The organism is Rhizobium rhododendri (genome assembly GCF_007000325.2).
GTDB lineage: Bacteria > Pseudomonadota > Alphaproteobacteria > Rhizobiales > Rhizobiaceae > Rhizobium > Rhizobium rhododendri.
Window position 1 is genome coordinate 1,491,909 of sequence record NZ_CP117268.1, and the last position, 23,648, is coordinate 1,515,556.

Here is a 23,648-nt window from a genome sequence, read left to right on the forward strand (position 1 = left end):
CGCATGTTCAAGAAAGTCCTGATCGCCAACAGGGGCGAAATCGCCGTCCGGATCATCCGGACACTCAAGCAAATGGGAATAGCATCCGTCGCCGTTTATTCCGATGCGGACAGGTTCTCCCTGGCCGCGCGTGTCGCCGACGAAGCCGTCAGGCTCGGGCCGGCCGTGGCCACGGACAGCTACCTCAACATCGACGCCGTCATTGCGGCCTGCAGGCAGACCGGTGCTGAGGCTGTCCACCCGGGCTACGGCTTTCTCTCGGAGAATATCGGCTTTGCCGAGCGCTTGGCAGCAGAAGGCATCGCGTTTATCGGGCCGAGGCCGGAGCACCTGTCGGCTTTTGGCCTGAAACACACGGCAAGAGCGCTCGCGCAGGCAAGCGGGGTCCCGCTGCTGCCCGGCAGCGGATTGCTGGAAAGCCTGCAAGAGGCATGCGCCAAGGCAGCCGAGATCGGCTATCCCGTCATGCTGAAAAGCACGGCGGGTGGCGGCGGTATCGGCATGCAGCTCTGCCACGACGAGGCCGCACTGAAGGCAGCCTTCGAAGGGGTGCGTCGTACCGCCAATGCCAGCTTTGGCGATGCCCGCGTCTATATCGAACGCTTCGTTGCCAACGCTCGACATATCGAGGTGCAGATCTTCGGCGACGGCAAGGGGAACGTCGTCGCTCTCGGAGAGCGCGATTGCTCTTTGCAGCGGCGAAACCAGAAGGTCGTCGAGGAGACCCCTGCCCCCGGCATTTCCGCAGATGTCCGCGCGCGCCTCCACAAGGCCGCTGTCGACCTCGGTGCTTCCATTTCCTATTCTTCCGCCGGCACCGTGGAGTTCATCTACGATCCACGCCGCCAGGAATTCTATTTTCTCGAGGTGAACACCCGCCTGCAGGTGGAACATCCCGTGACCGAAGCCGTCTTCGGCATCGACCTCGTCGAATGGATGATCCGGCAGGCAGCCGGCGAAGATGTTCTGTCAAAGGCGATGGATCTGCGCCCGAAGGGGGCGGCCATCGAGGTGCGGATCTACGCCGAAATGCCGCATGCGGATTTCCGCCCGAGCGCCGGCCTTTTGACCGAGGTGGCATTCCCCGCCAATGCGCGCGTTGACAGCTGGATCGAGACCGGAACGGACGTCACCCCCTTCTACGACCCAATGCTGGCAAAACTCATCATTGCCGCCGATGACAGGGAGACGGCCATCGAAAAGCTCAAGGCCGCGCTTTCGGAAACCGCGATTTGGGGCATCGAGACCAATGTCGACTATCTGCGAAAAATCGCCGCCTCCGAATTGCTGGCCAGCGGCAATGTCGCGACAACCGCATTGCGTGACTTCGCCTTCATCCCCGATATCATCGAGGTGCTGGTGCCCGGCGCCCAGTCCAGTATTCAAGAATTGCCGGGCCGCCTTGGCCTCTGGCATGTCGGGGTGCCGCCGAGCGGGCCGATGGACGAGCGCTCGTTCCGGCATGCAAACCGGCTTGTCGGCAACCATGACGACACGGCCGCGCTGGAGTTGACGGTCTCGGGACCGACATTGCGCTTTTTTACGCAGACGTCGATAGCCCTGGCCGGTGCAGAAATGGCCATGAGCTGCGACGGCACGCCCTTGCCGCATGGTGAGCGGGTCGTCATTCCTGCAGGCGCCGTCCTGACCGTCGGCAACATCAGCGGCCCCGGTCAGCGCGCCTACCTGGCCGTCGCCGGAGGCTTTGCGGCGCCCACAGTGCTTGGCTCGCGCGCAACCTTCACGCTCGGCCAGTTCGGTGGCAATGCGACCGGCGCGCTGAAGACCGGGCATGTCCTGCATCTCGCCCGCCATGAAAAGACGCAGGCGCCCAAGCGTGCGGAGGCGCCGGCGGAGCTGACGAACGCCTGGAATGTCGGGGTGGTCTACGGCCCGCACGGGGCGCCGGATTTCTTCCAGCCGGGCGATATCGACGCGCTCTTTTCCCTGCCCTACGAGGTGCATTTCAACAGCGCCAGAACGGGGGTCCGGCTCCTCGGCCCCACGCCAAAATGGGCACGGACCGATGGCGGACAGGCAGGGTTGCATCCCTCCAACCTGCATGACAATGCCTATGCTATCGGCGCCATAGACTTTACCGGCGACATGCCGATCATCCTTGGTCCGGATGGACCGAGCCTCGGCGGCTTCGTATGCCCCGCCGTGATCGCGCGCGACGAACAATGGAAGATGGGCCAGTTCAAGCCGGGCGACACCATCCGTTTCCATCCGGTGGTGCGTCCTGACGATCCCCTGACGGCACCGGCCGCGCTGGCCGGCGCGACCGAAAGGGGATCGGCCATCGTCGGTACGTTCGACAAAGCGCCGGTGACGGTCGTCTATCGCCGGCAGGGGGACGACAATCTCCTTGTCGAATACGGGCCCATGGAGCTGGACATCGCGCTTCGCCTGCGCGTCCATCTGTTGATGAACGCCGTCAGGGACGCGCGCCTTCCCGGCCTGATCGATCTCACGCCGGGCATTCGATCCCTGCAGATCCATTATGACGGCTCGACGCTGACGCGTCGACGATTGCTGGGCCTGCTGGCGAATCTCGAAGCCGGGCTTCTTCCGGCCGAACAGGTCACGGTTCCAAGCCGGATCGTCCATCTGCCACTTTCGTGGAATGACCCGGACGCCGAGCTGGCGATGCGCAAATATCAGGAGCTCGTGCGGCCGGATGCGCCCTGGTGTCCCTCCAACATCGAGTTCATTCGCCGGATAAATGGGCTGGCGGACGAGCAGGCGGTCAAGGACATCGTCTTCGATGCCAGCTATCTCGTACTGGGGCTGGGCGATGTCTATCTCGGCGCGCCGGTGGCAACGCCGGTCGATCCAAGGCACCGCCTCGTGACCACAAAGTACAATCCGGCGCGCACCTGGACGCCGGAAAATGCCGTCGGCATCGGCGGCGCCTACATGTGCATCTACGGCATGGAGGGGCCGGGCGGCTACCAGCTCTTCGGCCGCACGATACAGGTCTGGAATACCTGGCGGCAGACGCCTGCCTTTGACACGGGCAAGCCATGGCTTCTGAACTTCTTCGACCAGATCCGCTTCTTCCCCGTCAGCCACGAGGAACTGGCCGAGGCGAGAGCCGCCTTCCCTCACGGCGGCTACCCGATCCGCATTGAGGAGACCGAATTCTCCTATGCCGACTACGCGCTCGAACTGAGCAAGAACGCCCAGTCCATCGAAGCATTCAAGCACCGGCAGCAGGCGGCATTCGAGACCGAGAGGCAGCGCTGGAAAGCCGAAGGTCTCGACAGCTTCGTGACAGACGATGGCGGCAGAGAGAGCTTCGATGGAGATGTGCCCGAGGGCTGCTTCGGCGTTGCCAGCAGTGTACCCGGCAATATCTGGAAACTGCTGGTAGAGCCCGGTTCCCATGTGTCGGCGGGCGATACCGTTGCTATCATCGAGTCGATGAAGATGGAGATCAACGTCACGTCCCACGTGGCTGGGCGGGTGCGTGAACTCCGGGCCGCTCCGGGGCGTACGGTGAAGGCCGGAGACCTCCTGATTGTGCTGGAGGAGCCCTGACCAAGGCTGCCTGCACCGGGGACGGGGACCGCCGAGACCGAGACGTCGCGGCAGTCTGATGCTGGTGTCCCCCCAAGGTGGATCGACTGAGTGTGCGCCGGCATGCGAGGGCGCGCGCGCCATCGGTCGTAAAAAGAGGTGCAAGAACGCAATGCCACGCCCTTGAACCTTGGTGAGCACTGCCTCATATGAGGATCAACCCATGGTCCGGGCCCCTCTGGCAGTCGCTTCCGGCGCGTCTGTGATGTCGGACCCTCCCGACAGACGATGCCGGACTAGGACCGAGGGACATGTCTCTTTTCCCACCGCACCCTGCAGGCCGGTCTCATGACGGACCGATGGTCTCTGCCGACTATCCGCCGTCCCAAACCGGCATCGGCTGGAAAACATCCGTTCGACCGATCGAGACGTAAGGCTAGACGGGGTCTCCTGGCGCGACAGAGATTGGTGGGGCATGTCATGAACAAGTTTGCAGCAGCAGCATTGGGGGTTGTCGCCGTCGCCGCAGTCGGTGTGGCGGCGATAAACTGGCGGTGGATTGATGCACCACCCGGTATGGCTTTTATCCAACGATCCGAAAACAGACCCGTTGCCCGCGCGGCAGGGCCTGTAGCCGTGGAAGTGGCGAAGGCCAAACAGGTCCTGTCGACCAGCGACATCAACGCGATTGGCACGCTGCAATCCGACGAGTCCGTCCAGCTTGCCCCCGAAATTGCAGGGCGCATCGTCGAAATCAAATTCGAGGAAGGCAGGCCGGTCAAGGCTGGCGAGGTCCTCGTCCGGCTTGACGATACACTGGCCAGAGCAGCCGAAGAGGAAATGAGGGTTCGCCTCGACCTTGCGACAACCAGCTACGATCGTGCGAAACGTCTCGCCGGAACGGGAAGCGGCACCGGCCGCGAACTCGACGTCGCGCTTGCCGAGCGGAGCACGGCCGAGGCGTTGTTGAATTCCCAGCGCGCCCAGCTTGCCAAGCTCGATATCCTGGCACCCTTTACCGGAACGGTCGGCCTTCGCCGCATCTCGACCGGCAGCTATGTCGGTGCCGGTACGACGCTGGTCAATCTCGAAAAGATCGACGTGCTCAAGGTCGACTTCAAAATCCCTGAGGCAAACCTGCAGAAGGTCCGCGTCGGACAGAATATCGAGGTTGTCGTCGATGCCATCCCCGGCCGGCAATTCACGGGCACGATCTATGCGATCGATCCGATGCTCGACGTCAACGGGCGGGCGATCAGTATCCGGGCCACGCTTCCGAACGCCGATCTTGTGTTGCGGCCGGGCCTTTTTGCCCGCGTCGTCGTTAAGGGTCTAAAGGAGCGCCAGGTTGTCACCGTGCCGGAGGCTGCGATCGTGGCGCGCGGCCAGGAGCGGTTTGTTTGGACCGTGGTCGACGGCAAGGCCCAGGAAACCAAGGTGAGCCTTGGAGCGCGCAAGGCCGGCATGGCCGAACTCGAAGGAATCTCCGGCGACATGACGGTGGTGACCGCCGGACACAATCGCCTGCGAAACGGATCTGTCGTCGATATCGTTGAAAGCGCGGCAGCCGAGCCGGCGATATGAGGAGAGGCTGATGGGTTTTTCGGAACTGTGCATCCGCCGGCCGGTGTTTGCGACCGTCCTCAGCCTGCTGATGCTGCTGGTCGGTATCGTCTCCTATGACCGACTGGCGGTGCGCGAGTATCCCAGTATCGACGAGCCCGTGGTTTCCGTCGTCACGACCTATCCCGGTGCTTCCGCCAGCATCATTGAAAGCCAGGTCACCCAGATTCTCGAAGGATCGATCGCCGGCATTGAAGGCATCGACGTGCTGGAATCGACCAGCCGCTCGGAATCGAGCCGCATCACCGTCCGCTTCCGCCTGGAGATCCAGCCGGACGTGGCCGCAAGCGATGTGCGCGACCGGGTAAGCCGGGTGCGTCAGCGTCTGCCGGACGAAATCACCGAGCCGGTTATTTCCAAGGTCGAGGCCGATGCCCAGCCGGTGGTCTTCGTTGTCTTTCGCAACGACCGGATGAGCCCCCTCGAACTCACCGATTATGTCGATCGCAATGTCGTCGACCGCTTCAAGAATGTGACCGGCGTTGCCGACGTGCAGATATACGGCGAGCGGCGATACGCCATGCGGATCTGGATCGATCGCCAGAGGCTTGCTGCCCTGAACCTCACGGTGCAGGAAATCGAGGATTCGCTGCGGGCTCAGAACGTCGAGATCCCCGCCGGCCGACTGGAGAGCAACGACCGCGAGTTTACGGTCCTTTCCAAGTCGGCGATCGGCACGGTCAGCGAGTTCGAAAACATCATCGTCAAGCGTGGCAATGGCGTGCTGGTGCGCCTGAGCGAGGTTGCCCGGGTTGAGCTCGGCGCTGCCGACGAGCGTCGCGCCGGTCGCTTCAACGGCGAAAACGCCATCGTGGTCGGCATTATCAAGCAGGCGGTCGCCAATCCGCTCGATGTCTCCGCCGGCATCAATGCCATCCTACCAGACATCAACGCCAATCTGCCGGAAGGCATGACGGGTGCTGTCGGCAACGACAACTCGGTATTCATCGACAGGGCGCTGGGGGCCGTCTACGCGACAATCGTCGAGGCCATCGTCCTCGTGCTGATCGTCATCGTCGTCTTTCTGCGCTCGTGGCGGGCCTCCATCATTCCGATCGTTACCATCCCGATTTCGCTGATCGCCACCTTCGCGATCATGTATGCGCTCGGTTTCAGCGTGAACACCCTGACCTTGCTCGCCATCGTTCTCGCCATCGGTCTGGTGGTCGATGATGCCATCGTCGTGCTCGAGAACATTTTCCGCCACATCGAGGACGGCATGGCGCCGATACCGGCGGCCATCAAGGGAACGCGGGAAATCGGCTTTGCGGTGATCGCCATGACGCTGACGCTCGCCGCCGTCTATGCGCCCGTGGCCTTTGCCACCGGCAGAACGGGCAAGCTGTTCCTCGAATTCTCGCTGACGCTTGCAAGCGCGGTGATCGTGTCGGGCTTCGTCGCCCTGACGCTGACGCCGATGATGTGCTCCAGGCTCCTGAAACACGAGAAGGAACCGGGGCGAATATCGGCGTTCATCGAGCGGGGGCTGAGCGGCCTTGAGAACGGCTATCGTCGCCTGCTGGCGACCTCGCTCGGCATGCGCCGCCTTGTCGCGCTGGCGGCTGTCGTCGTCGCCGCCTGCAGCGCCTTCCTCTATGTCGGCTTGCCGCAGGAGCTGGCACCCGTTGAGGACCGCGGCATCATCCGCGTGGTCGGCACGGCGCCGGAGGGCTCGACGCTTGCCTATACCGAACGCTATTCCAAGCAGGTGGAAGCCCTTCTCAAGCCGATCTCTGAAGTCGGCAGCGTCCAGACGATCAACGGCATGCCCGAGGTGAACCGCTTCCAGGTTATCGGCCGCCTCAGCGATTGGGATGCCCGCGACCGTCGCCAGCAAGAGCTGGTGGCAGAGTTGCTCCCGGCCCTGCGCCGCATCGCCGGCGTCACTGCTTTTGCCAGCAATCCCCCCTCGCTCGGCACCTCCAACAATGCCCGCCCGATCGAATTCGTGTTGCAGAGTTCAGGCACCTATGAGGAGCTCGACCAGGTGACCCGTCGTTTCATGGAGCGAATCTCTGAATTTCCCGGTCTCACCAACATCGATAGCGACCTGAAGCTCAACAAGCCGGAAATGACCATTAATATCGATCGCGAAAAGGCGTCCGACCTAGGTATCGACATATCTGTGATCGGCAGGACCCTCGAGACGTTGCTCGGCGGCAGGCAGGTTACCCGTTTCGAAAATGACGGTGAGCAGTACGATGTCTATGTCCAGCTGGCAGCGGAGGACCGCACTGCACCATCGACCCTCTCGACGATCTTCCTGAAGTCGCCGACCGACCAGATGGTGCAATTGTCGAACCTCGTGGGCGTCAAGGAAACCGTCGCGCCGCAGGAGCTGAAGCGTTTCAACCAGCTGCGGTCGGTGACGGTGTCGGCAAACCTTGCCGCTGGCGTATCCACCGGCGAAGCGCTTTTCTTCATGGAGACGGCAGCCAGGGAGGTCCTGCCGGACACAGTACAGACCGACGTATCCGGCCCAAGCCGCGAATTCCGCGCTTCCGGCCAGAGCCTGCTCGTGGTGTTCGTCCTCGCGCTCGGCTTCATCTACCTAGTGCTTGCCGCACAGTTCGAAAGCTTCCGCGATCCGCTGATCATCATGGTGACGGTACCGCTGTCGATGACCGGCGCGCTGGCCGCGCTTTCGCTCGGCGGCGGCTCGTTGAACGTTTATTCGCAGATCGGACTTGTCACGCTGGTCGGCCTCATCACCAAGCACGGCATTCTCATCGTCGAATTTGCAAACCAGCGGCAGGAGGCAGGGCACGACCGGCTTTCGGCAGTGATCGATGCCGCTGTCATGCGCCTGCGGCCGATCCTGATGACGACAGGTGCCATGGTGCTGGGTGCCGTGCCGCTCGCCATCGCCCAGGGCGCCGGTGCCGAAAGTCGCCACCAAATCGGCTATGTCATCGTCGGCGGCATGACGCTGGGCACGTTGCTGACGCTTTTCGTCGTACCGATGGTGTATACGTTTGCGGGTCGCAGGATGTCTCACCAGGAAGTCACGCCGCTCAAAGCAGAGGTTAGTGCTGCGACACTCACATAGCCGCCTTGGTGGCTCGTGCATTGCCATTAAGGTGACGGCAGTCGCTTTCAGGGCCGTCTGTCACACTTGCGCAATGAGCAAGGAAAACAGCGCTGCCGGGCAAAAAGGAGAATCATCGGTTCGAATTCGTTTGCTACCACTTGTCGACATCGGTTTAGCGACAATGGACCCGGTGTGCGTCCCATTGATGGGACGGTATTATCCATGAATTGGCTTGAGCCTTGGGGAATCGCTAGAGGAAATCGAAGACGGCACGGCTTCTTTTTTTGGCAAGGCTGGGAGGTGGAGTTCCACAAGGAGCCGGTACCGGCCCCTGAGCTATATGGTCTGAGAGTGAGGCTCATCGCCCGCCGCTATGACTGCGACGATGCTCTTATTCAGCTGTCTGACGAAGCATGGCAAAAGTTCATCTCACGTGGACGCAAGCGGAGGAAGGTGATGCACGATGGCCTGAGACTGCCGTTTACGCATCCCTGGATAGGTGGGCGTCAATCGGACTGCGCGATGATCATGCCGAATGGACCGGCGACTTTACCGAATGAACAGGGTCAATCGCTGCAATTGGCGCAAACCAGTCGTATCAATTGAACACCGACTTGAGGTCGGCCTAGAGCTGCTGGCGCTAGAGAAGACGGAAGAGGGAAACGACGCCGTCTAAAAGCGTCGAGCCACAAAACGGCGCGAACAGCGCCATTACGAGATTGAAGGCAATGGCCATGAGGAGGATACGCTCCTGCTTCGGCGTGAGCTGCTTGTATTTTCTTTCGGGCGGAGGCTCTCGTCTCGGCTGATAGGCATTGAGGTCGCGAAACATCTGCTCATCCTTTAGATCGGGGAAGAACGAAGATAGGGCGGAAGGAATGATGTCCAGGCACTGTTGTAAATCTACGCCATCTGTCATGGGTTGCAAGCGGTGCTTCGATGCCAAAAGAGCGCAGGCGCCACGCCGTCGGCAATGCACAGTGCAGTGGCAAAAGGCGAGATCGAGATGCGGGTGATTTTTGCGGGCCCCACGGTCCACGGTGCAGATCTGCGAACGGACGGTGCTTACGAGCTTCGGCCACCTGCCGGCCAAGGCGATGTCCACAGGGCTGTGGAAGACGGCGCCACGGTGATCGGGCTGATCGACGGTGTCTATGATGCCGTCCCCGCAGTATGGCATAAAGAAATCCTGTATGGCCTGTCTCAGGGCGTTCACATGTTCGGTGCCGCAAGCATCGGCGCGCTGAGGGCGGCCGAGTGTGCGCCATTCGGCATGGTCGGCATCGGCAAAATCTACGAGGGATATGCCAGCGGCCTGCTGGAGGAGGATGCTGACGTGGCGCAATCGCACGCGCCGGCCGATCTCGGTTACCTGCCGCTCAGTGTCCCACTCGTCAATGCCAGGGCGACACTTGCGCAGTGCCGGCATCTGGCCCTCGTCACGCTCGAGGAGGAAGCCCGCCTGCAAAGGACTGCCGAGGAGACCTTCTTCAAAAACAGGACCTATCGGCAGCTGGTGCGGGACGCCATTTCGGATGTCGAAAGAGCGTCAACGGTCTTGGCGCATTTGCGTGCCAATGCCGTCAATCCCAAGCTTCAGGATGCCCTGCGCCTCATCGACAGGGTGATCGGGACGCCGGATCGTCGTTTCTCCCCGCAGTTCGACTGGAGGTTTCACGCCACCTCCTTCTGGGAAACCCAGTTTTGCGGTGACGTGAAATCGATGCCACCCGTCAAGCCTGCCGGAGATTAGGCAAGCAGCCGGAAGGACGGCAATTTTTCAAGTCGTCGTCGATCTGTTGACGAAAGCCCGCCATCCGCCGAAGGAGGATATATCCTCTGCGCCTTCGAGACCCACCGACTCGGCCAGAAAGCCCTTCGCCTGGCTGCCGTCGCTGAGCATGATGGTTCCGATGCCGAGCGGTGGAGGAATGGCGGCGACGAACTTTCCGAAGCCGGCTGCCGAAAGCCGCCAGACCTCGACTTCGATCTTCGTGCCGGTGTTTTCAGCGCATCGGATGAGGCCGGGCTTGGCCGGCGTCTGATTGGCAAGGCTGAAAAGCTTGTAGTCGGCGGCGGTCGTAGTCGTGCGGACAAAACGGGCTTCGAGATCGCGGAGCTGGATGTTGAGCGGCATGCCGGAAAGGTGCGCGCCGACAACCACGACGTCGATCTGGCCAGGTTCTTCAATCTGCGGGAGCTCGGGTTGGGGCGGCTGCGCCCAGCCGGTGGCACCGAGGGTCACCCCGCTTCGTGCATGGATATCGGCCGCCAGCGCTGCGGTCAGGCCATCCCGGCCTGCAGGCGCAAGCAGTGTGACGCTTGCCGGCAGTCCGTCGCTCCGGGTGCCTGTGGGCACCGCGATGCCGCACATGTCGAGCAGATTGACGAAGTTGGTGTAGGTTCCTAGCCGGCTGTTCTCGCGGATCGGCTCGGCTTCAAGCTCAGCGCGGGTGTAGTGTCGCGGCGCTGTCGGGACACAGAAAAGATCGACCGATGCGATCAGCGGTGCGACCGATCTCTTCAGAGCCTGCAATGCGTAGAGCCCGTTGAAGGCATCCGCCGCCGACAGCGATTTGGCGCCACCGTAGATCTTGGCAGTCACGGGGTGGAAACTCTCCGGGCGGGCATCGAAGAAATCCTTCACGGCAGCATAGCGTTCCGCCACCCAGGCACCCTCGTAGAGAAGATCGGCCGTCTTGTAGAAGTCTGCAAACGGCACTTGGACAAGCTTGTGCCCGAGCGTTGACAGCATCGAAAGCGCATCCTCATAGGATGCCTCCATTGCCGCATCGCCGAAGAATTTTCTGTCTTCCGGTGCAAGCACACCGATGGTGAGCACCGGCGGCAGTGGGCCGTATCCTGTTACCTGGATCGCTCGCGAATAGGCGTCCGCTGCATCGTATCTGGCGGCGACCGAGAATACCTTGAAGGCGTCGTCAGCCGTCAGGGCGAAGATCGAAACACAGTCGAGCGTACGGCAGGCCGGCAGTACGCCCGATGTCGAAAGCGCACCGACACTCGGCTTTAGGCCGACGATGTTGTTGAGGCCGGCGGGGATGCGGCCGGAACCAGCGGTATCGGTCCCGAGTGCAAAGCTAACGATGCCGTGTGACGTAACAACGGCCGAACCGGAGCTCGATCCGCCCGGCACGAGTGTCGGATCGATGGCATTACGGGGCACTGGAAAGGGTGTGCGGACGCCGACGAGGCCGGTGGCGAACTGGTCGAGATTGGTCTTGCCGATAACCAGTGCGCCGGCCTCCTTTAACAGGCGAACGACGGTTGCGTCTACATCCGGGTGGAAGGCAAAATCCGGGCAGGCCGCCGTGGTCGGCATGCCGGCAACATCGATGTTGTCCTTGACGGCGAAGGGGATGCCCCAGAGCGGCTTTGCCACCGGGTCGAATGGCCCGAGGGTTGCCGCCTGCGCCAGCAGCGCATTACGGTCCGCCAGATGCAGGAAAATGCCGGGGTCGTCGACATCGGCAATGCGGGCAAAAACCGTGTCGACCATCTCGGCGACGGTCCAGCCGCCAGCGTAGGCCCGGTGCAGGGAGGCGATGTCGAATGTTTGTCCGTCAATCATTGTTACTCTCTTCCAAAATCATTACCGGCCGGTCCCACTGGATGAGAACGACACACCCTGTTTTTGTCCAGACGGAGTGCTCGGACCCTATCCTGTTGATCACCACGGTGCCCGGACCATAGTCTCCGGCCTCGTCCGACTGGACGCCATCGAGCACGAGGATGGTTTCGGGCCCCATATGCCGATGGCGGGGCACGGCGGCGCCGGGTTCGTATTTCAGCAGGGCGACGCCCGGCTGGTCGTCTTCGAAATTCTGGAGCCAGTGTAGGGTGACGCCGGGCCGGAAAGGGCCGAATTCGAGGCTTTTCCAGCCGCCCGATGTCAGGTTTTCGCGCGTCGTCTCAGGCATCGGCCAGTCCCTCCAGAATATCGTCGAGATGCGCGGTCCAGCCGACGATCGCCCCTTGCGCGCGGATCATGGCAATGGCAGCGCGCTTGAAGTCCTCGAAATAGCTTTCCGTCGCTTCTTCGCAGAGAAGACATTCGTAGCCGCGATCGTTTGCCTCGCGCATCGTCGTCTGGACGCAAACCTCTGTCGTTACGCCGGCAAACACCAGCTGCTCGATGCCCCTGCTCTTCAGGATGTCGCCGAGGGGCGTGGCGTAAAAAGCGCCTTTGCCGGGCTTTTCGATCACCACCTCACCGCCCACCGGCGCGACCGCCTCGAGGATCGCAGTGCCGGGTTCGCCCGATATAAGAACCCGTCCCATCGGTCCTTCGTCGCCGATACGCAGTGCCGGATTACCGCGATTGCGCTTGGCAGCCGGCAGATCGGAGAGATCAGGCCGATGACATTCCATGGTGTGAACGACAGGCAGCCCGGCCGCGCGGAAGCCCGCGATCAGCCTTGCGACATCGGGGACGATGCGGGTGATGCGGCCGACATCGTTGCCAAGGCTCTCGCCGAAGCCGCCGGGCTCTGCAAAATCACGCTGCATGTCGATGACGACGAGCGCAATCCTGTCTCGTTTGAGTGGAAAGGCGAATGGCTGTGCTTTGATCCCGGCCATCACTGGTGTCCCGCCATATGCGCGCCGATGACGCCGACATCCGCGTTGCGGATCGGTGTTTCGTAGACGAGCTTGCCGTCTGACATCACCATGATGCGGTCCGACATCTCCAGGAGTTCGTCGAGATCCTCGGACAGCAGCAACACGGCGGTGCCAGCGTTGCGCGCCCTCATGATCCGTGCCCGGATTTCGGCGACAGCCGAGAAGTCGAGGCCAAAGCAGGGATTGGAGACGATCAGCAGATCGACCTCGCCCGTCAGTTCGCGGGCGAGCACCGCGCGCTGGATATTTCCACCGGAGAGCGAGGCGATCGGCGAGGAAGCAGAGGCGGTTTTCACCTTGAAATCGGCGATCAGCGCCTCAGCGCGCCGGCGCATCGATGTCTTGTCGAGCCAAGAGACCTTGCGCCCGGTCTTCTGCTTGACGTCGAACGTGCGGAACGCGAGGTTTTCCGTCACTGTCATTCTGGGCGCGCAGGCATTCGTCAGCGGTTCCTCGGGAATGAAGCGGACATTGTTGGCGCGCGTTTCCTTCCGCGTGGCACCGTATGGCCTCCCCTTGACTGTAATCGTGCCGGCCTCGAGCGGTCTTTGTCCGGCGAGCACTTCGGCCAGTTCTTTCTGTCCGTTCCCTGAGATGCCAGCGATGCCGACAATCTCGCCGGCGCGAACGTCGAGATTTTCGATATCGATGCTCTTCAACCCGGAGCGATCCCGTGCCCGGATGCCGCTGACGGCCAGAACCGGGTCTGCCGTATTGGCGACCGGCAATCGCGAGTCGAGTTCAGCCAGCTTGACGTCGCCGATCATCATCGCAGCCATTTCCTGTGTGGTAAGATCTGCCACCTTGCCGCCGCCTGCCATCTTGCCGCGCCTGAGGACGGTGACGGAATCGGCAAACTTGGTTACCTCGTGAAATTTGTGGCTGATCATCAGCACGGTGAGTTCGCCGCGCTCCGTCATGCCGCGCACGACGGCGAGCATCTCATCGGCTTCTGCCGGTGTCAGCACCGATGTCGGTTCATCGAGCACCAGGAAGGACCGGCCGAGATAGAGTTGCTTGACGATTTCCAGCTTCTGCTTCTCGCCGGCGGCCAGTTCCTGAACCGGACGGTCGAGGGGGATCTTGAAAGGCATTGTCTCCATGAACTTTGCCAGATCCCGGTTCTCCCTGGCCCAATTGATCACGGCCGGCACGTGGGCGCGGCTGATCACCAGATTTTCCGCCCCCGTCAGCGATGGCACCAGCGTGAAGTGCTGGTAGACCATGCCGAGCCCGTAGCTTGCCGCATCCTTGGGCGAGCCAATGGCGACCTCCCTGTCCCCGACGGACAGCGAGCCGGATGTCTGGTGGTAAAAGCCCATGATGCATTTCACGAGTGTCGATTTGCCGGCGCCGTTTTCGCCGAGCAGCGCGTGAAAGGAGCCGGCAGGAACGTCGATGGAGACGTGGTCGAGCGCGGTAAAGCTGCCGAAGCGCATGGTCATGTCGTGCGTCTGGATGCCGACGGCCTTGCCACGAGCCGGAAGTGGTGTGTCGCGGATCTGGATCATGTCAGTTCCTGCCTTTCAACGATGACGGCAACGGGTCCGCCGCCGGGAGGCCCCTGGTGTTCAGCGCCGCCGGAGACATAGAGGTCCGTAGCCCCGAACAGGCCGGCAAGGACGCCGCCGACGAAGGCGCGGGCATGCCGGGTGGAGGAGATATCGCTGTCGTCAAGCATGGTATGCCGGCGACCGCGGACAGAACCGGAAGGGTCCGCTTCGGCCTTGGCGAGTACCGCCACGAGAGTGGCGTCGCCGAGGCGGTCGCGTGCTTCCTTTACACCGGCTGTGTCGATCGCATCGCCCATGATGGCGTGGTCGATGGCGAGCGGGCCGGACCAGCGGGGACTCATGCCGAGCACGATGATCTCGTGGTCCTCAAGTTCGACGCCGGCGGATGTGGAGGCACGGCCGGAGAAGAGGTCGAGCCGGGTGCAGACATCACTGTCCGAAATCGTGTCCGGATCCAGTTCGCCGAGGGCCACCGCCACACCCAGCGCCGATGCGCCACGGGAATAGGCCATGGATTTCAATGCGTCGCGGGTGACTGTCGTGCCGCCGGCGTGCTCGACTTCGAGGACCCGTCGCTGGGTCAGAAGGGGGCACTTGATCTGCACGAAATGCACGTCTTCCAACGTGTCGATCCCGGCATCGGTAATCGCCGCGCGTACCGCCTCTGCCACGCTCAGCACCTGTTGCCTGCGGCCGAGATGCTGCCACGGCAATACAGACGTGCGGGCAACGCCGATTGCAAGTGCGCCGGTTCCCTCATCCGCCACCTGCTGCCGACCAAAAACTGTCCAGTGCGGCGACAGCGCGCCTTCGGTGCCGCCGGACATCACGATCGAGGCGCCGGATATGCCGTGCTTTGCAAACAGCGTTTCGAAGCTCGTCGTGGCGAAGGCGCGCGTGAAATCGTTGACGCAGCCATTGCCCTCGGTCTTGCCGAGAATGGCAACGAGATCGCCAGGTGGCAGGGCAGCATCGAACAAGGCCTCGACGCCGGCAATATCATTGGGGCCATCTGCTGCGATGCGAGCGACGAAGGCGCGGCGGGAGGACATCAGCCGATCCCCTCGATGATCGCCTGCGATGTCGAGACGGCGCCGAAGACGCCGCCCTGCATCTTGATCATCTTGATGGCGGCGAGGTGGTTGCCGTAGTCGGTGGCGCCGCAGCAATCCTCCAGCATGACGCATTCGAACCCGCGGTCGTTCGCCTCGCGCATCGTCGTGTGGACGCAGACGTCCGTCGTAATACCGGTAAGGATGATGTTCTCGATGCGCTTCTGGTGAAGAATGAGCTCAAGGTCGGTCGCGCAGAACGAGCCCTTGCCGGGCTTGTCGATGATCGTCTCGCCGGCGATGGGGTAGAGTTCATCGATGATATCCCAGCCGGGCTCGCCCCGTACCAGGATGCGGCCGCAGGGGCCCACATCGCCGATGCCAGCGCCGATGCGCTGCGAACGCCAGCGCTTATTGGCCGGCAGGTCTGCAAGGTCAGGCCGGTGGCCTTCGCGGGTATGGATGATGTGATAGCCGTTCGCGCGCATGGCTGTCAGCACCGCCTTGATCGGGGCGATCGGCGCTCGCACCAGCGAGAGGTCATAGCCCATATGATCGACATAGCCGCCGGCGCCGCAGAAGTCGGTCTGCATGTCGATGATGATAAGCGCCGTATTATCGGGGCGCAGCGCGCCGTTATAGGGCCAGGGATAGGGATCGGACGTGATGAAGCGTCCCTTGGTTTCCGTCTGCAAATCCATATCAGGCCTCCTATTCGCCGGCTATCTTGCGTGTTTCGCGATAGGACCTCGTCGGCTTCTCAAAGCCGCAAGTCGTTCCATCCTTGACCTTGATCTCATCCTCCCAAGGCAGCTTGTACTGCCCTGCCATCAGATCGTGCATGTAGGTGTAGGGCGCATCGCCGGCGCCGCTGGCAACGGCCACATAGCCGCGATGGCCGAACTGGTAGATGTTGTTTTCAACGCCCCAGCCGCGCCGTGCCTCGCGGACGAGATCAGGCCGCACCTCGGCGGTGATGATCTCGTTGACGCGGCCGGATGTTCCGTGGGCGATGATCGACCCGTCGAAATTGCAGATCATCCCCTCCCCCATGGAATCGAAGCTGCCGTCGGAGCCGGACATGCAGACACTGACTGTCACCATCAGGTTGCAGAAGGCATTCGACTGGTTGGTAAAGCGCCAGCTTTCGCGGATCGGGGCGGTGTAGCCGGCCGTGCGGATCATGATCTCGGCGCCCTTGTAGGCGCATTCGCGAGACATTTCCGGGAACATGCCGTCATGGCAGATGATCAGTGCCAGCTTTGCGCCCTTGGGGCCGTCGATGACCGGAATGCCGAGATCGCCGGGTTCCCACGGCTCGACCGGCACCCACGGATGCATCTTGCGATAATAGAGTTTGAGTTCACCCTGGTCGTCGATGATGATGCCGGAGTTGTAGGGCATGCCACCGGGATTGAATTCCATGAGCGAGAAGCATCCCCAGATATGGTTGTCGCGACAGGCCTGCTTGAATGCGGCCACTTCCGGACCGTCCATCCGGCACATGATGTCCGGGTTGATGTCCATCGACAGTCCGTGCAGCGCATATTCCGGGAAGACGACGAGATCCATGCCGGACTGGTTGCGCCGCGCTTTGCCGACGAGGTCGACGATCACCTGCGTCTGGCGGGCCAGGTCGTCCTTCGTCACCGTCACCGGCAACTGGAGCTGAACCAGGCCGATGCCGACGCCGTTTTCCGAGATGTTCAGTCCTCCGAGACCGTTCATGGCGTGTCCTTTACTTGGTTATCGATAGCGAGGCGGGCGCGCCTGAGAGCGACCGGGTGGGCGAGGATGTGGCGATCAGGATGACGAGCGTCAGTACATACGGCGCCGCATAAAACAGGTAGTAGCCCTGCGTCACGCCGACAGATTGCAGCGAAGGACCGAGCGCACCGGCGCCGCCGAACAGCAATGCGGCGAGAAAGCAGCCGATCGGGTTCCAGCGCGCAAAGATCACCAGTGCGACCGCCATCAGCCCCTGTCCCGATGAAATGCCCTCGTTCCAGGAGCCGGGATAAAACAGCGACAGATAGGCGCCGCCGATGGCTGCAAGCGACCCTCCGGCGGCAGTTGCCAGCAGGCGGACGGTATCGGGGTTAAGACCCATGGCGCGGGCGGCATCCGAGCTATCGCCGACCACCCGCAGGATCAGGCCGAGGCGCGTGTTGCGGAAGCCCCACCACAGCACCACCGCCAAAAGCGCGCCGATGACGAACAGCACGTTGATGTTCAGCGCCGCCTGGATCTGCGGCAGGCGCGACCAGCCGCCGAGCGGGATCGATGGCAGGTGCGGTGCCGCAGGCTTGATGAAAGACTTGCCAAGGAAGAAGGCAAGGCCCAGGCCGAACTGCATCATCGCGATGCCGATCGCGATATCGTTGATCTTGGGGAATTTGCAGATGAAGCCGTGCACGAGGCCGAAGACTGCCCCGGTCGCCATCGCCGCGAGCACGCCGAGCCAGGGCGAACCGCTCATGACGGCAACAGCGTAGGCGGTCATTGCGCCGAACACCAGCGTCCCCTCGAGGCCCAGATTGATCCGGCCGGAGCGCTCGGTGATCGATTCGCCGAGGCTGACGAAGATGAATGGCGTCGAGACACGGATCGCGCCAGCGAAAATGGCCAGCGGTACGCCCCAAAGACCGATTGCGGTGTCGTCCATCAGGCGCTCCTCTTCCAGAGGTCGGGGTTGAAGATCTTGAAGCGGCCGTAAAAGGTCTCGCAGAACAGGATGAAGAGAAAGAGCGTGCCTTGCAGCACAAGTACGGTCGCGTCCGGCAGGCCCATGCGTCGCTGGATCAACCCGCCCGACGCATCGATGCCGCCGAGAAGGATGGCGACGGGTATGATTGCCAGCGGATTGTGGCGCGCGAGAAATGCGACAAGGATGCCAGTATAGCCATAGCCGGAGGCGAGCGACGCATTGGCCGTGCCCTGCACCGCCGAGACCTGCACCATGCCGGCCAGACCGGCAAAGCTTCCAGCCAGGGCCGTAAAGCCGACCATCAGGCGGCCCACGGGCAATCCTTGGACTTGCGCCGCGCGGACATTGCCGCCGGCGATGCGGGCGGCAAAGCCGATGCTGGTGGCCTCGATCAGAACGAAGCAAAGGATGCATGCGATGACGCCGATGGCAAGACCCCAGTTGACGTCCATGCCAGGGATATGACCAAGCATGAAATTTGCCGGCAGAGGCGCGGTCGAGGGCTTGTTGAGGCTGGCGGGGTCCCGGAGCGGTCCCTCGATAAGGTGGTTCATCAAGGCAATGGCGATATAGGCAAGCAGGAGACTGGAAATTGTCTCGTTGACACCCCTGTAGTGACGCAGAAATCCGGCAAAGCCGATCCAGATGGCGCCGGTCAGCATGCCGGCAAGCGCCATCAGAGGAACGACAACGACCGGCGACAGGGTTGCGGTGAGCGGCAGGGCGATCGCAGCCGCCGCAACGCCACCAAGAACAACCGCGCCCTCGCCGCCAATAATGACCAGCCCCAGCCGCGCCGGCAGCGCCACGCAGAGCGCGGTCAACAGGAGCGGTGCTCCCCGGCTGAGCGCATTCTGCATTGAAAACCAGCTGCCGAAGCCACCGGCATACATCAACTGGAAAAGGACGGCCGGCGATTTGCCGACCGCCAGAATGAACAGGGAGAAGAGAGCCAGGCCTGCAAAAACCGCTCCGAACGAAATCGCAACCGGCTCGGCGCGACGCGCCAACCACCCCAGTGCCGGCCGCAATGACGCGGCTCGCGCTGCCGGCGACGATATCGTGGACGTTTCGATCTCGGCGGCCATGACCTGCCCTCCCCTCTTCACGCTCAAGCCGTCGAGCCGACGACGCCCTCGACAAGGTAGCCCATGCTTTCGAGCTCAATGGCGTCCTCGGCAAGAGACTGCCCTGCGGTCACGACGACATTGCCCTTGTTGTCCTTCAGCGGCCCCTTGAATACCGAGAAGCCACCGGCCTTCATCGATGCCAGCGTTGCTTCGAACTTAGTGCGGGATTCTCCCGACACGCCGGGTCCAAGAGGGCTCCTCTTGACGAAGCCATCCTTCAGGCCGCCGCGCACGAAGTTTCCAAGCGGCTTGCCGGCCTGGGCTTCCGTGACGAAGTTTGTGTAGACATTCCCCCAGGCCCACTCGGCGCCGGTCAGATATTTTTCGGGCGAAAGCGGGCTCTGGTTGGCGTGGTATCCACAGACAAACGCGCCTCTCCCGGCGGCCGTCTCGACCACGACTTTGGGGCTGTCCACGTGGCAGGTGATGACGTCGGCGCCCTGGTCGATCAGAGCATTGGTGGCCTCGGCCTCCTTGACGGCAAGCGACCATTCTCCGGTGAAGATGACCTGGCAGGTGATGGCTGGATCAACCGAGCGGGCGCCGAGCAGGAAGGAATTGATGTTCTGCAACACCTGCGGGATCGGCTTTGCAGCGACGAATCCGATTTTCTTGCTCTTCGACGCGTAGGCTGCCGTGATGCCGTTCAGATACTGCCCCTGGCCGATATAGCCGAAGTACGACCCGGTGTTCATCGGGTTCTTGTCCTTCTGCCAGAGACCGCCGCAGTGGCGGAATTGAATGTTTGGATACTTTGCTGCAACTGCCAGCATATGGGGGTCGAAATAGCCGAAAGAGGTCGGGAAGATCAGCGTTGCACCATCGAGATTGATCATCGATTCCATGGTTTTCTGGACGTCGACGGTTTCCGGTACATTCTCCTCCTCGATGACAGTGACGCCGGGCATCGCCTTGACGACAGCAGCGCCTTCCGCGTGCGCCTGATTGTAGCCGTAGTCGTCCTTGGGCCCGACATAGATGAAGCCCACAGTCAGCGCGGTTTGCGCCGCGGCACCGGTCGCGAAAAGGGAAGACGAGAGGCCGAGGGCCGCGCCGGCCCCCGCGGTCGTCTGGAGAAATGTACGGCGGTTCATTGGCAGGAGTTTGGTCATGGTGATCTCCTCGCGGCATTGCCGGGTCAACAGGTTACGAAAGTCTTGAAGCAACTGCCATGCCACTTTGAAAGTATCATGATATCAATGCTTTATGAGATGCCGATATGGGATAAGCACAAACTGTATGCACTTTTTCTGAGCTGATGAATATATTATCGGCTTTTCGGATTTCTGCGAGCTCCCGAATGGGTCGATCGCCAAACTCTAAAAAATAATGTTTCATAACAATGGCTTGTGCTAACATTGACATCCTGTTGTTCTCGATGCATCTGTATGCAGTACGTCTTAGATGTAGAGACAACGTGTGAAATCGCCCTCGAAAAAAGCAGTCGTGCGCGCCGGGACCACCGTCGAGCAAATGGTCCGCGCTATCGCCGACATGATCATCACCGGCGCCATGCAACCCGGCGACAAGCTTGACGAAGTGTCTCTCGCGGGACGTTTCGAGGTTTCGCGGACACCGGTGCGCGAAGCGCTGGGCCAGCTTTGCGCCATTGGCCTTGTTGGCCGCCAGCCAAACCGCAGCGCCGTGGTCACGAGGGTGACACAACAGCATCTCGTATCGATGTTCGAGGCCATGGCCGAACTGGAAGGCATCTGCGCCCGGCTATCCGCCGAGCGCATGACCGTCGATGAACGACGCCAGCTGGAGCTCGAGCACCGCGCATCGGCGCGGCTTGTACATCTCGGCGGGGAAGAGGAATATGCGGCGCATAATACCGAATTTCATACGCGCCTCTATCGCGGTGCGCACAACGACCACGTTTACGAGCTCGTAACCCAGACCCGCGCGCGACTTGCGCCGTTTCGAAGGGCGCAGTTCAGGCTCTCCGGGCGCATGGTGAGGTCCTTTGAGGAACACGAGACCATCGTCATGGCCATCCTGCGCGGCGAGGCGGCGCTCGCCGGCCGCGCTGCCCACGCGCACGTCGCCACGGTCAGCGACGCCAGTCTGGTGTTTGCCCGCGATAGCGATAACCAGGCGTCGAGCAAGGAGTAGGCTTCCTACACGACCACAGGATACTGGGCGCCATCCATGGTAATGGTGATGCCGGTGATATAGCGTGCCTTGTCCGAGGCCAGAAAGAGCGCGAGGTCGGCCACTTCTTCCGGCAGCGCCATACGCCCGATCGGGATCTTTTTAACGCTGTTCTCGATGGCGGCTTCGATGGTGATGCCGGCAAGGCGCGCATCCGCTGCAACTCCCTCCGCCACTCTCCCGGTTTGCGTCAGACCGGGACTGATGCCGACGATACGCACTCCGGATGCGGCATAGGCATTGCCGAGACCAGCAGTCGCCAACATCAGCGCCGCATTCGCCGAACCGCCCGCAAGATGGATGGGGCTCGCCACCTTGCCGCCAGCGCCGATGATATTGATAATGACGCCATGACCCCGCGCAGCCATCGCCTTGACGATGGGATCGACAACGTTGATGGTCGAGAAGAACTTTGCATCCATGGCTGCGCGCCAGAAGGCGGGCGTCAGGTCCTCCGGTGGCGATCGCTTGGCTGCACCGGCCGAGTTGACGAGGACGTCGATAGGACCGACATCCAGTCCTACCCGTTTGACCAACGCCGCTGCAGCCGCACCATCGGAGAGATCGGCGGCAAAGCCGACTGCACCCGGCAGCAATTTCAGCGCTTCGTCGATATTGGCTTGCGAGCGAGAACTGATGACGACACGGGCCCCCTCCCCGACAAATTGCTTGGCACATGCCAAGCCGATACCCTTCGAGCCGCCGGTAACGAGAACGATCTTGTCGTTGAAGCTTTTCGTATGCACATCCATCTCCTGTCTATATCCCCCGACCGGTCGCAGAGCCTGTTCGCCAGGCAGCGCAACCAGAGCGCGGCGGCCAGACTAGCAGGCCACCATCTCGAGCATTACGCCTGAAGCGACGAGAAACCATTCACGTTTTCATGATGGTTGCTCCCATCCCCGGTAAAAGCCTCCGTCGATACGAGATGCGCGCGCCCCAGCACCTTTTACCCTTTGCCAGACTTCTAAATTGCTTGTCAGAATCAAAGAAAAGGAGATAATGGCGGCAATTCATCGATACACCGAAAAATATCGCCAGAATGGTCCTTTGACATGAATGCTTTCACCCCGCTGCCGTCGTTTGAGTTCGACGATAAAATCCTGCAGCAGGGAGCAGAAATCTCGCGCAAGCTGGATCAGCTCCGCTTCGAGAAATTTCCGCCCAATGCACGCAAGACGCTGCGCAAGTTTTCGATGGCGGAGGTGGCGCATTATCTCGGTGTAAGCCCCAACAATCTGAAGCGATTGCATCTGGAAGGCAAGGGCCCGGTCCCCGAGACCTCGTCCGGAGGTCGGCGTCTCTATACTGCGGAACAGATGTCGGAACTTCGCCTGCTGCTGGATAAGACCGGAAAGGCCGAAGCCAAGAAGTATGTGCCGCATCGCAAGGCAGGCGACAAACTGCAAGTGGTGGCCGTCGTCAATTTCAAGGGCGGGTCAGGCAAGACTACGACGGCCGCCCATCTGGCCCAGCATCTTGCCCTGACCGGCCACCGGGTCCTTGCAATCGATCTCGACCCGCAGGCCTCGCTCTCGGCGCTTCACGGATTTCAGCCGGAGCTGGACAAGAACCCGTCGCTCTACGACACGATCCGTTATGATGACGAACGCAAGCCGATCAGCGACGTGATCCTGCAGACCAACTTCCCGGGCCTCGACATCATTCCGGCAAATCTTGAGCTGCAGGAATACGAATACGACACGCCGTTGGCGATGCAGGTCGGCACCGAGGGGAAGCGTTTCTTCACGCGTCTGGGCAAGGGCCTGCTGGAAGTCGACGACAGGTACGATGTCGTGGTGATCGATTGCCCACCGCAACTCGGCTATCTGACTCTGACCGCTTTGACTGCTGCGACATCCGTTCTCATCACCGTTCACCCGCAAATGCTCGACCTGATGTCAATGAGCCAATTCCTGCTGATGCTCGGCAATATCACCCGGACGATCAAGAAGGCGGGTGCGGACGTGCGGATGGACTGGCTGCGTTATCTCATCACCCGATACGAGCCGACAGACGTGCCGCAGGTTCAGATGCTCGGATTCATGCAATCGATGCTCGCAGAGGAGATCTTGAAAAGCCCGATGGTCAAGACCACGGCGATCTCAGATGCGGGTCTTACGAAGCAGACCTTGTACGAAGTTGAGCGCTCGAATTTCACGCGTGGGACTTATGACCGCGCCATCGAATGCATGGATGCCGTCAATTTCGAGATCCAGGGTTTGATTCACCGTGCGTGGGGGCGGATGTGACGATGTTGACTGCCGTCAAAAG

18 protein-coding genes are annotated in these 23,648 nt (G+C 61.6%); 6 read left to right on the plus strand and 12 right to left on the minus strand.

Annotated elements, in window-relative coordinates; genetic code table 11:
- Nucleotides 1-3: 3 nt before the first annotated feature.
- The 3 genes from uca (at nt 4) to PR018_RS24710 (ending at nt 8,194) form a co-directional block, all read left to right on the plus strand.
- Entirely contained in the window at nt 4-3,543 is a 3,540-nt protein-coding gene (gene uca, locus PR018_RS24700) for an urea carboxylase (protein ID WP_142831362.1), read from the plus strand.
- Nucleotides 3,544-4,002: 459 nt separating this feature from the next.
- The gene (locus tag PR018_RS24705; protein WP_161990992.1) at nt 4,003-5,106 is read left to right on the plus strand and encodes an efflux RND transporter periplasmic adaptor subunit; all 1,104 of its coding nucleotides are present in this window, start codon (nt 4,003-4,005) and stop codon (nt 5,104-5,106) included.
- 10 nt (nt 5,107-5,116) lie between these two features.
- Nucleotides 5,117-8,194, plus strand: a complete 3,078-nt coding sequence (locus PR018_RS24710) for an efflux RND transporter permease subunit (protein ID WP_142831360.1) — start codon at nt 5,117-5,119, stop codon at nt 8,192-8,194.
- Between the two features lie 622 nt (nt 8,195-8,816).
- Here the strand turns inward: PR018_RS24710 and PR018_RS24715 are convergent.
- The gene (locus PR018_RS24715) at nt 8,817-9,104 is read right to left on the minus strand and encodes a hypothetical protein (protein WP_142831359.1); all 288 of its coding nucleotides are present in this window, start codon (nt 9,102-9,104) and stop codon (nt 8,817-8,819) included.
- Between the two features lie 45 nt (nt 9,105-9,149).
- On the opposite strand from PR018_RS24715, the gene PR018_RS24720 reads away from it, so the two are divergent.
- Nucleotides 9,150-9,929 carry a TfuA-like protein gene (locus PR018_RS24720; protein WP_224128731.1) on the plus strand — a complete coding sequence of 260 codons (780 nt, stop codon included), beginning with the start codon at nt 9,150-9,152 and terminating at the stop codon, nt 9,927-9,929.
- Nucleotides 9,930-9,956: 27 nt separating this feature from the next.
- Here the strand turns inward: PR018_RS24720 and atzF are convergent, their stop codons facing one another.
- The 10 genes from atzF to PR018_RS24770 are packed head-to-tail and all read right to left on the minus strand — an operon-like array spanning nt 9,957 to nt 20,332.
- Nucleotides 9,957-11,765 (minus strand): allophanate hydrolase, encoded by a 1,809-nt coding sequence (gene atzF, locus PR018_RS24725; RefSeq protein WP_142831358.1) that lies wholly within the window; start codon nt 11,763-11,765, stop codon nt 9,957-9,959.
- Complete coding sequence (locus tag PR018_RS24730) at nt 11,758-12,114, minus strand: cupin domain-containing protein (RefSeq protein WP_142831357.1); 357 nt, start codon at nt 12,112-12,114, stop codon at nt 11,758-11,760. Before PR018_RS24730 ends, atzF begins: the two co-directional genes overlap by 8 nt.
- Nucleotides 12,107-12,775 (minus strand): cysteine hydrolase family protein, encoded by a 669-nt coding sequence (locus PR018_RS24735; RefSeq protein WP_142831356.1) that lies wholly within the window; start codon nt 12,773-12,775, stop codon nt 12,107-12,109. Before PR018_RS24735 ends, PR018_RS24730 begins: the two co-directional genes overlap by 8 nt.
- Entirely contained in the window at nt 12,775-14,328 is a 1,554-nt protein-coding gene (locus PR018_RS24740; protein WP_142831355.1) for an ABC transporter ATP-binding protein, read from the minus strand. Before PR018_RS24740 ends, PR018_RS24735 begins: the two co-directional genes overlap by 1 nt.
- On the minus strand, nt 14,325-15,383 hold the full coding sequence (atzD, locus tag PR018_RS24745; protein ID WP_142831354.1) for a cyanuric acid amidohydrolase: 1,059 nt from the start codon (nt 15,381-15,383) through the stop codon (nt 14,325-14,327). Before atzD ends, PR018_RS24740 begins: the two co-directional genes overlap by 4 nt.
- Nucleotides 15,383-16,084 (minus strand): biuret amidohydrolase, encoded by a 702-nt coding sequence (biuH, locus tag PR018_RS24750; protein ID WP_142831353.1) that lies wholly within the window; start codon nt 16,082-16,084, stop codon nt 15,383-15,385. The genes atzD and biuH overlap by 1 nt, the downstream gene beginning before the upstream one ends.
- Nucleotides 16,085-16,094: 10 nt before the next feature.
- Nucleotides 16,095-17,111 carry a formamidase gene (locus tag PR018_RS24755; protein ID WP_142831352.1) on the minus strand — a complete coding sequence of 339 codons (1,017 nt, stop codon included), beginning with the start codon at nt 17,109-17,111 and terminating at the stop codon, nt 16,095-16,097.
- A gap of 10 nt (nt 17,112-17,121) precedes the next feature.
- Nucleotides 17,122-18,048 carry an ABC transporter permease gene (locus PR018_RS24760; protein WP_142831351.1) on the minus strand — a complete coding sequence of 309 codons (927 nt, stop codon included), beginning with the start codon at nt 18,046-18,048 and terminating at the stop codon, nt 17,122-17,124.
- Complete coding sequence (locus PR018_RS24765) at nt 18,048-19,178, minus strand: ABC transporter permease (protein ID WP_142831350.1); 1,131 nt, start codon at nt 19,176-19,178, stop codon at nt 18,048-18,050. Before PR018_RS24765 ends, PR018_RS24760 begins: the two co-directional genes overlap by 1 nt.
- Before the next feature lie 23 nt (nt 19,179-19,201).
- Nucleotides 19,202-20,332 carry a BMP family ABC transporter substrate-binding protein gene (locus PR018_RS24770; RefSeq protein ID WP_142831349.1) on the minus strand — a complete coding sequence of 377 codons (1,131 nt, stop codon included), beginning with the start codon at nt 20,330-20,332 and terminating at the stop codon, nt 19,202-19,204.
- Between the two features lie 361 nt (nt 20,333-20,693).
- Between PR018_RS24770 and PR018_RS24775 the strand changes: the two genes are divergently transcribed.
- Entirely contained in the window at nt 20,694-21,335 is a 642-nt protein-coding gene (locus PR018_RS24775; RefSeq protein WP_142831444.1) for a GntR family transcriptional regulator, read from the plus strand.
- Between the two features lie 5 nt (nt 21,336-21,340).
- Here PR018_RS24775 and PR018_RS24780 read toward each other — a convergent pair whose 3' ends face one another.
- Entirely contained in the window at nt 21,341-22,126 is a 786-nt protein-coding gene (locus tag PR018_RS24780) for an SDR family oxidoreductase (RefSeq protein WP_142831348.1), read from the minus strand.
- Between the two features lie 303 nt (nt 22,127-22,429).
- Between PR018_RS24780 and repA the strand changes: the two genes are divergently transcribed.
- Nucleotides 22,430-23,626, plus strand: a complete 1,197-nt coding sequence (repA, locus tag PR018_RS24785) for a plasmid partitioning protein RepA (RefSeq protein WP_142831347.1) — start codon at nt 22,430-22,432, stop codon at nt 23,624-23,626.
- Nucleotides 23,627-23,648 lie beyond the last annotated feature (22 nt).

Coding starts and splice junctions, on each gene's coding strand:
- uca (WP_142831362.1), top strand. CDS start 4: ATGTTCAAGAAAGTCCTGATCGCCAACAGGGGCGAAATCGCCGTCCGG.
- PR018_RS24705 (WP_161990992.1), top strand. CDS start 4,003: ATGAACAAGTTTGCAGCAGCAGCATTGGGGGTTGTCGCCGTCGCCGCA.
- PR018_RS24710 (WP_142831360.1), top strand. CDS start 5,117: ATGGGTTTTTCGGAACTGTGCATCCGCCGGCCGGTGTTTGCGACCGTC.
- PR018_RS24720 (WP_224128731.1), top strand. CDS start 9,150: ATGCACAGTGCAGTGGCAAAAGGCGAGATCGAGATGCGGGTGATTTTT.
- atzF (WP_142831358.1), bottom strand. CDS start 11,765: ATGATTGACGGACAAACATTCGACATCGCCTCCCTGCACCGGGCCTAC.
- PR018_RS24730 (WP_142831357.1), bottom strand. CDS start 12,114: ATGCCTGAGACGACGCGCGAAAACCTGACATCGGGCGGCTGGAAAAGC.
- PR018_RS24735 (WP_142831356.1), bottom strand. CDS start 12,775: ATGGCCGGGATCAAAGCACAGCCATTCGCCTTTCCACTCAAACGAGAC.
- PR018_RS24740 (WP_142831355.1), bottom strand. CDS start 14,328: ATGATCCAGATCCGCGACACACCACTTCCGGCTCGTGGCAAGGCCGTC.
- atzD (WP_142831354.1), bottom strand. CDS start 15,383: ATGTCCTCCCGCCGCGCCTTCGTCGCTCGCATCGCAGCAGATGGCCCC.
- biuH (WP_142831353.1), bottom strand. CDS start 16,084: ATGGATTTGCAGACGGAAACCAAGGGACGCTTCATCACGTCCGATCCC.
- PR018_RS24755 (WP_142831352.1), bottom strand. CDS start 17,111: ATGAACGGTCTCGGAGGACTGAACATCTCGGAAAACGGCGTCGGCATC.
- PR018_RS24760 (WP_142831351.1), bottom strand. CDS start 18,048: ATGGACGACACCGCAATCGGTCTTTGGGGCGTACCGCTGGCCATTTTC.
- PR018_RS24765 (WP_142831350.1), bottom strand. CDS start 19,178: ATGGCCGCCGAGATCGAAACGTCCACGATATCGTCGCCGGCAGCGCGA.
- PR018_RS24770 (WP_142831349.1), bottom strand. CDS start 20,332: ATGACCAAACTCCTGCCAATGAACCGCCGTACATTTCTCCAGACGACC.
- PR018_RS24775 (WP_142831444.1), top strand. CDS start 20,694: ATGGTCCGCGCTATCGCCGACATGATCATCACCGGCGCCATGCAACCC.
- PR018_RS24780 (WP_142831348.1), bottom strand. CDS start 22,126: ATGGATGTGCATACGAAAAGCTTCAACGACAAGATCGTTCTCGTTACC.
- repA (WP_142831347.1), top strand. CDS start 22,430: ATGAATGCTTTCACCCCGCTGCCGTCGTTTGAGTTCGACGATAAAATC.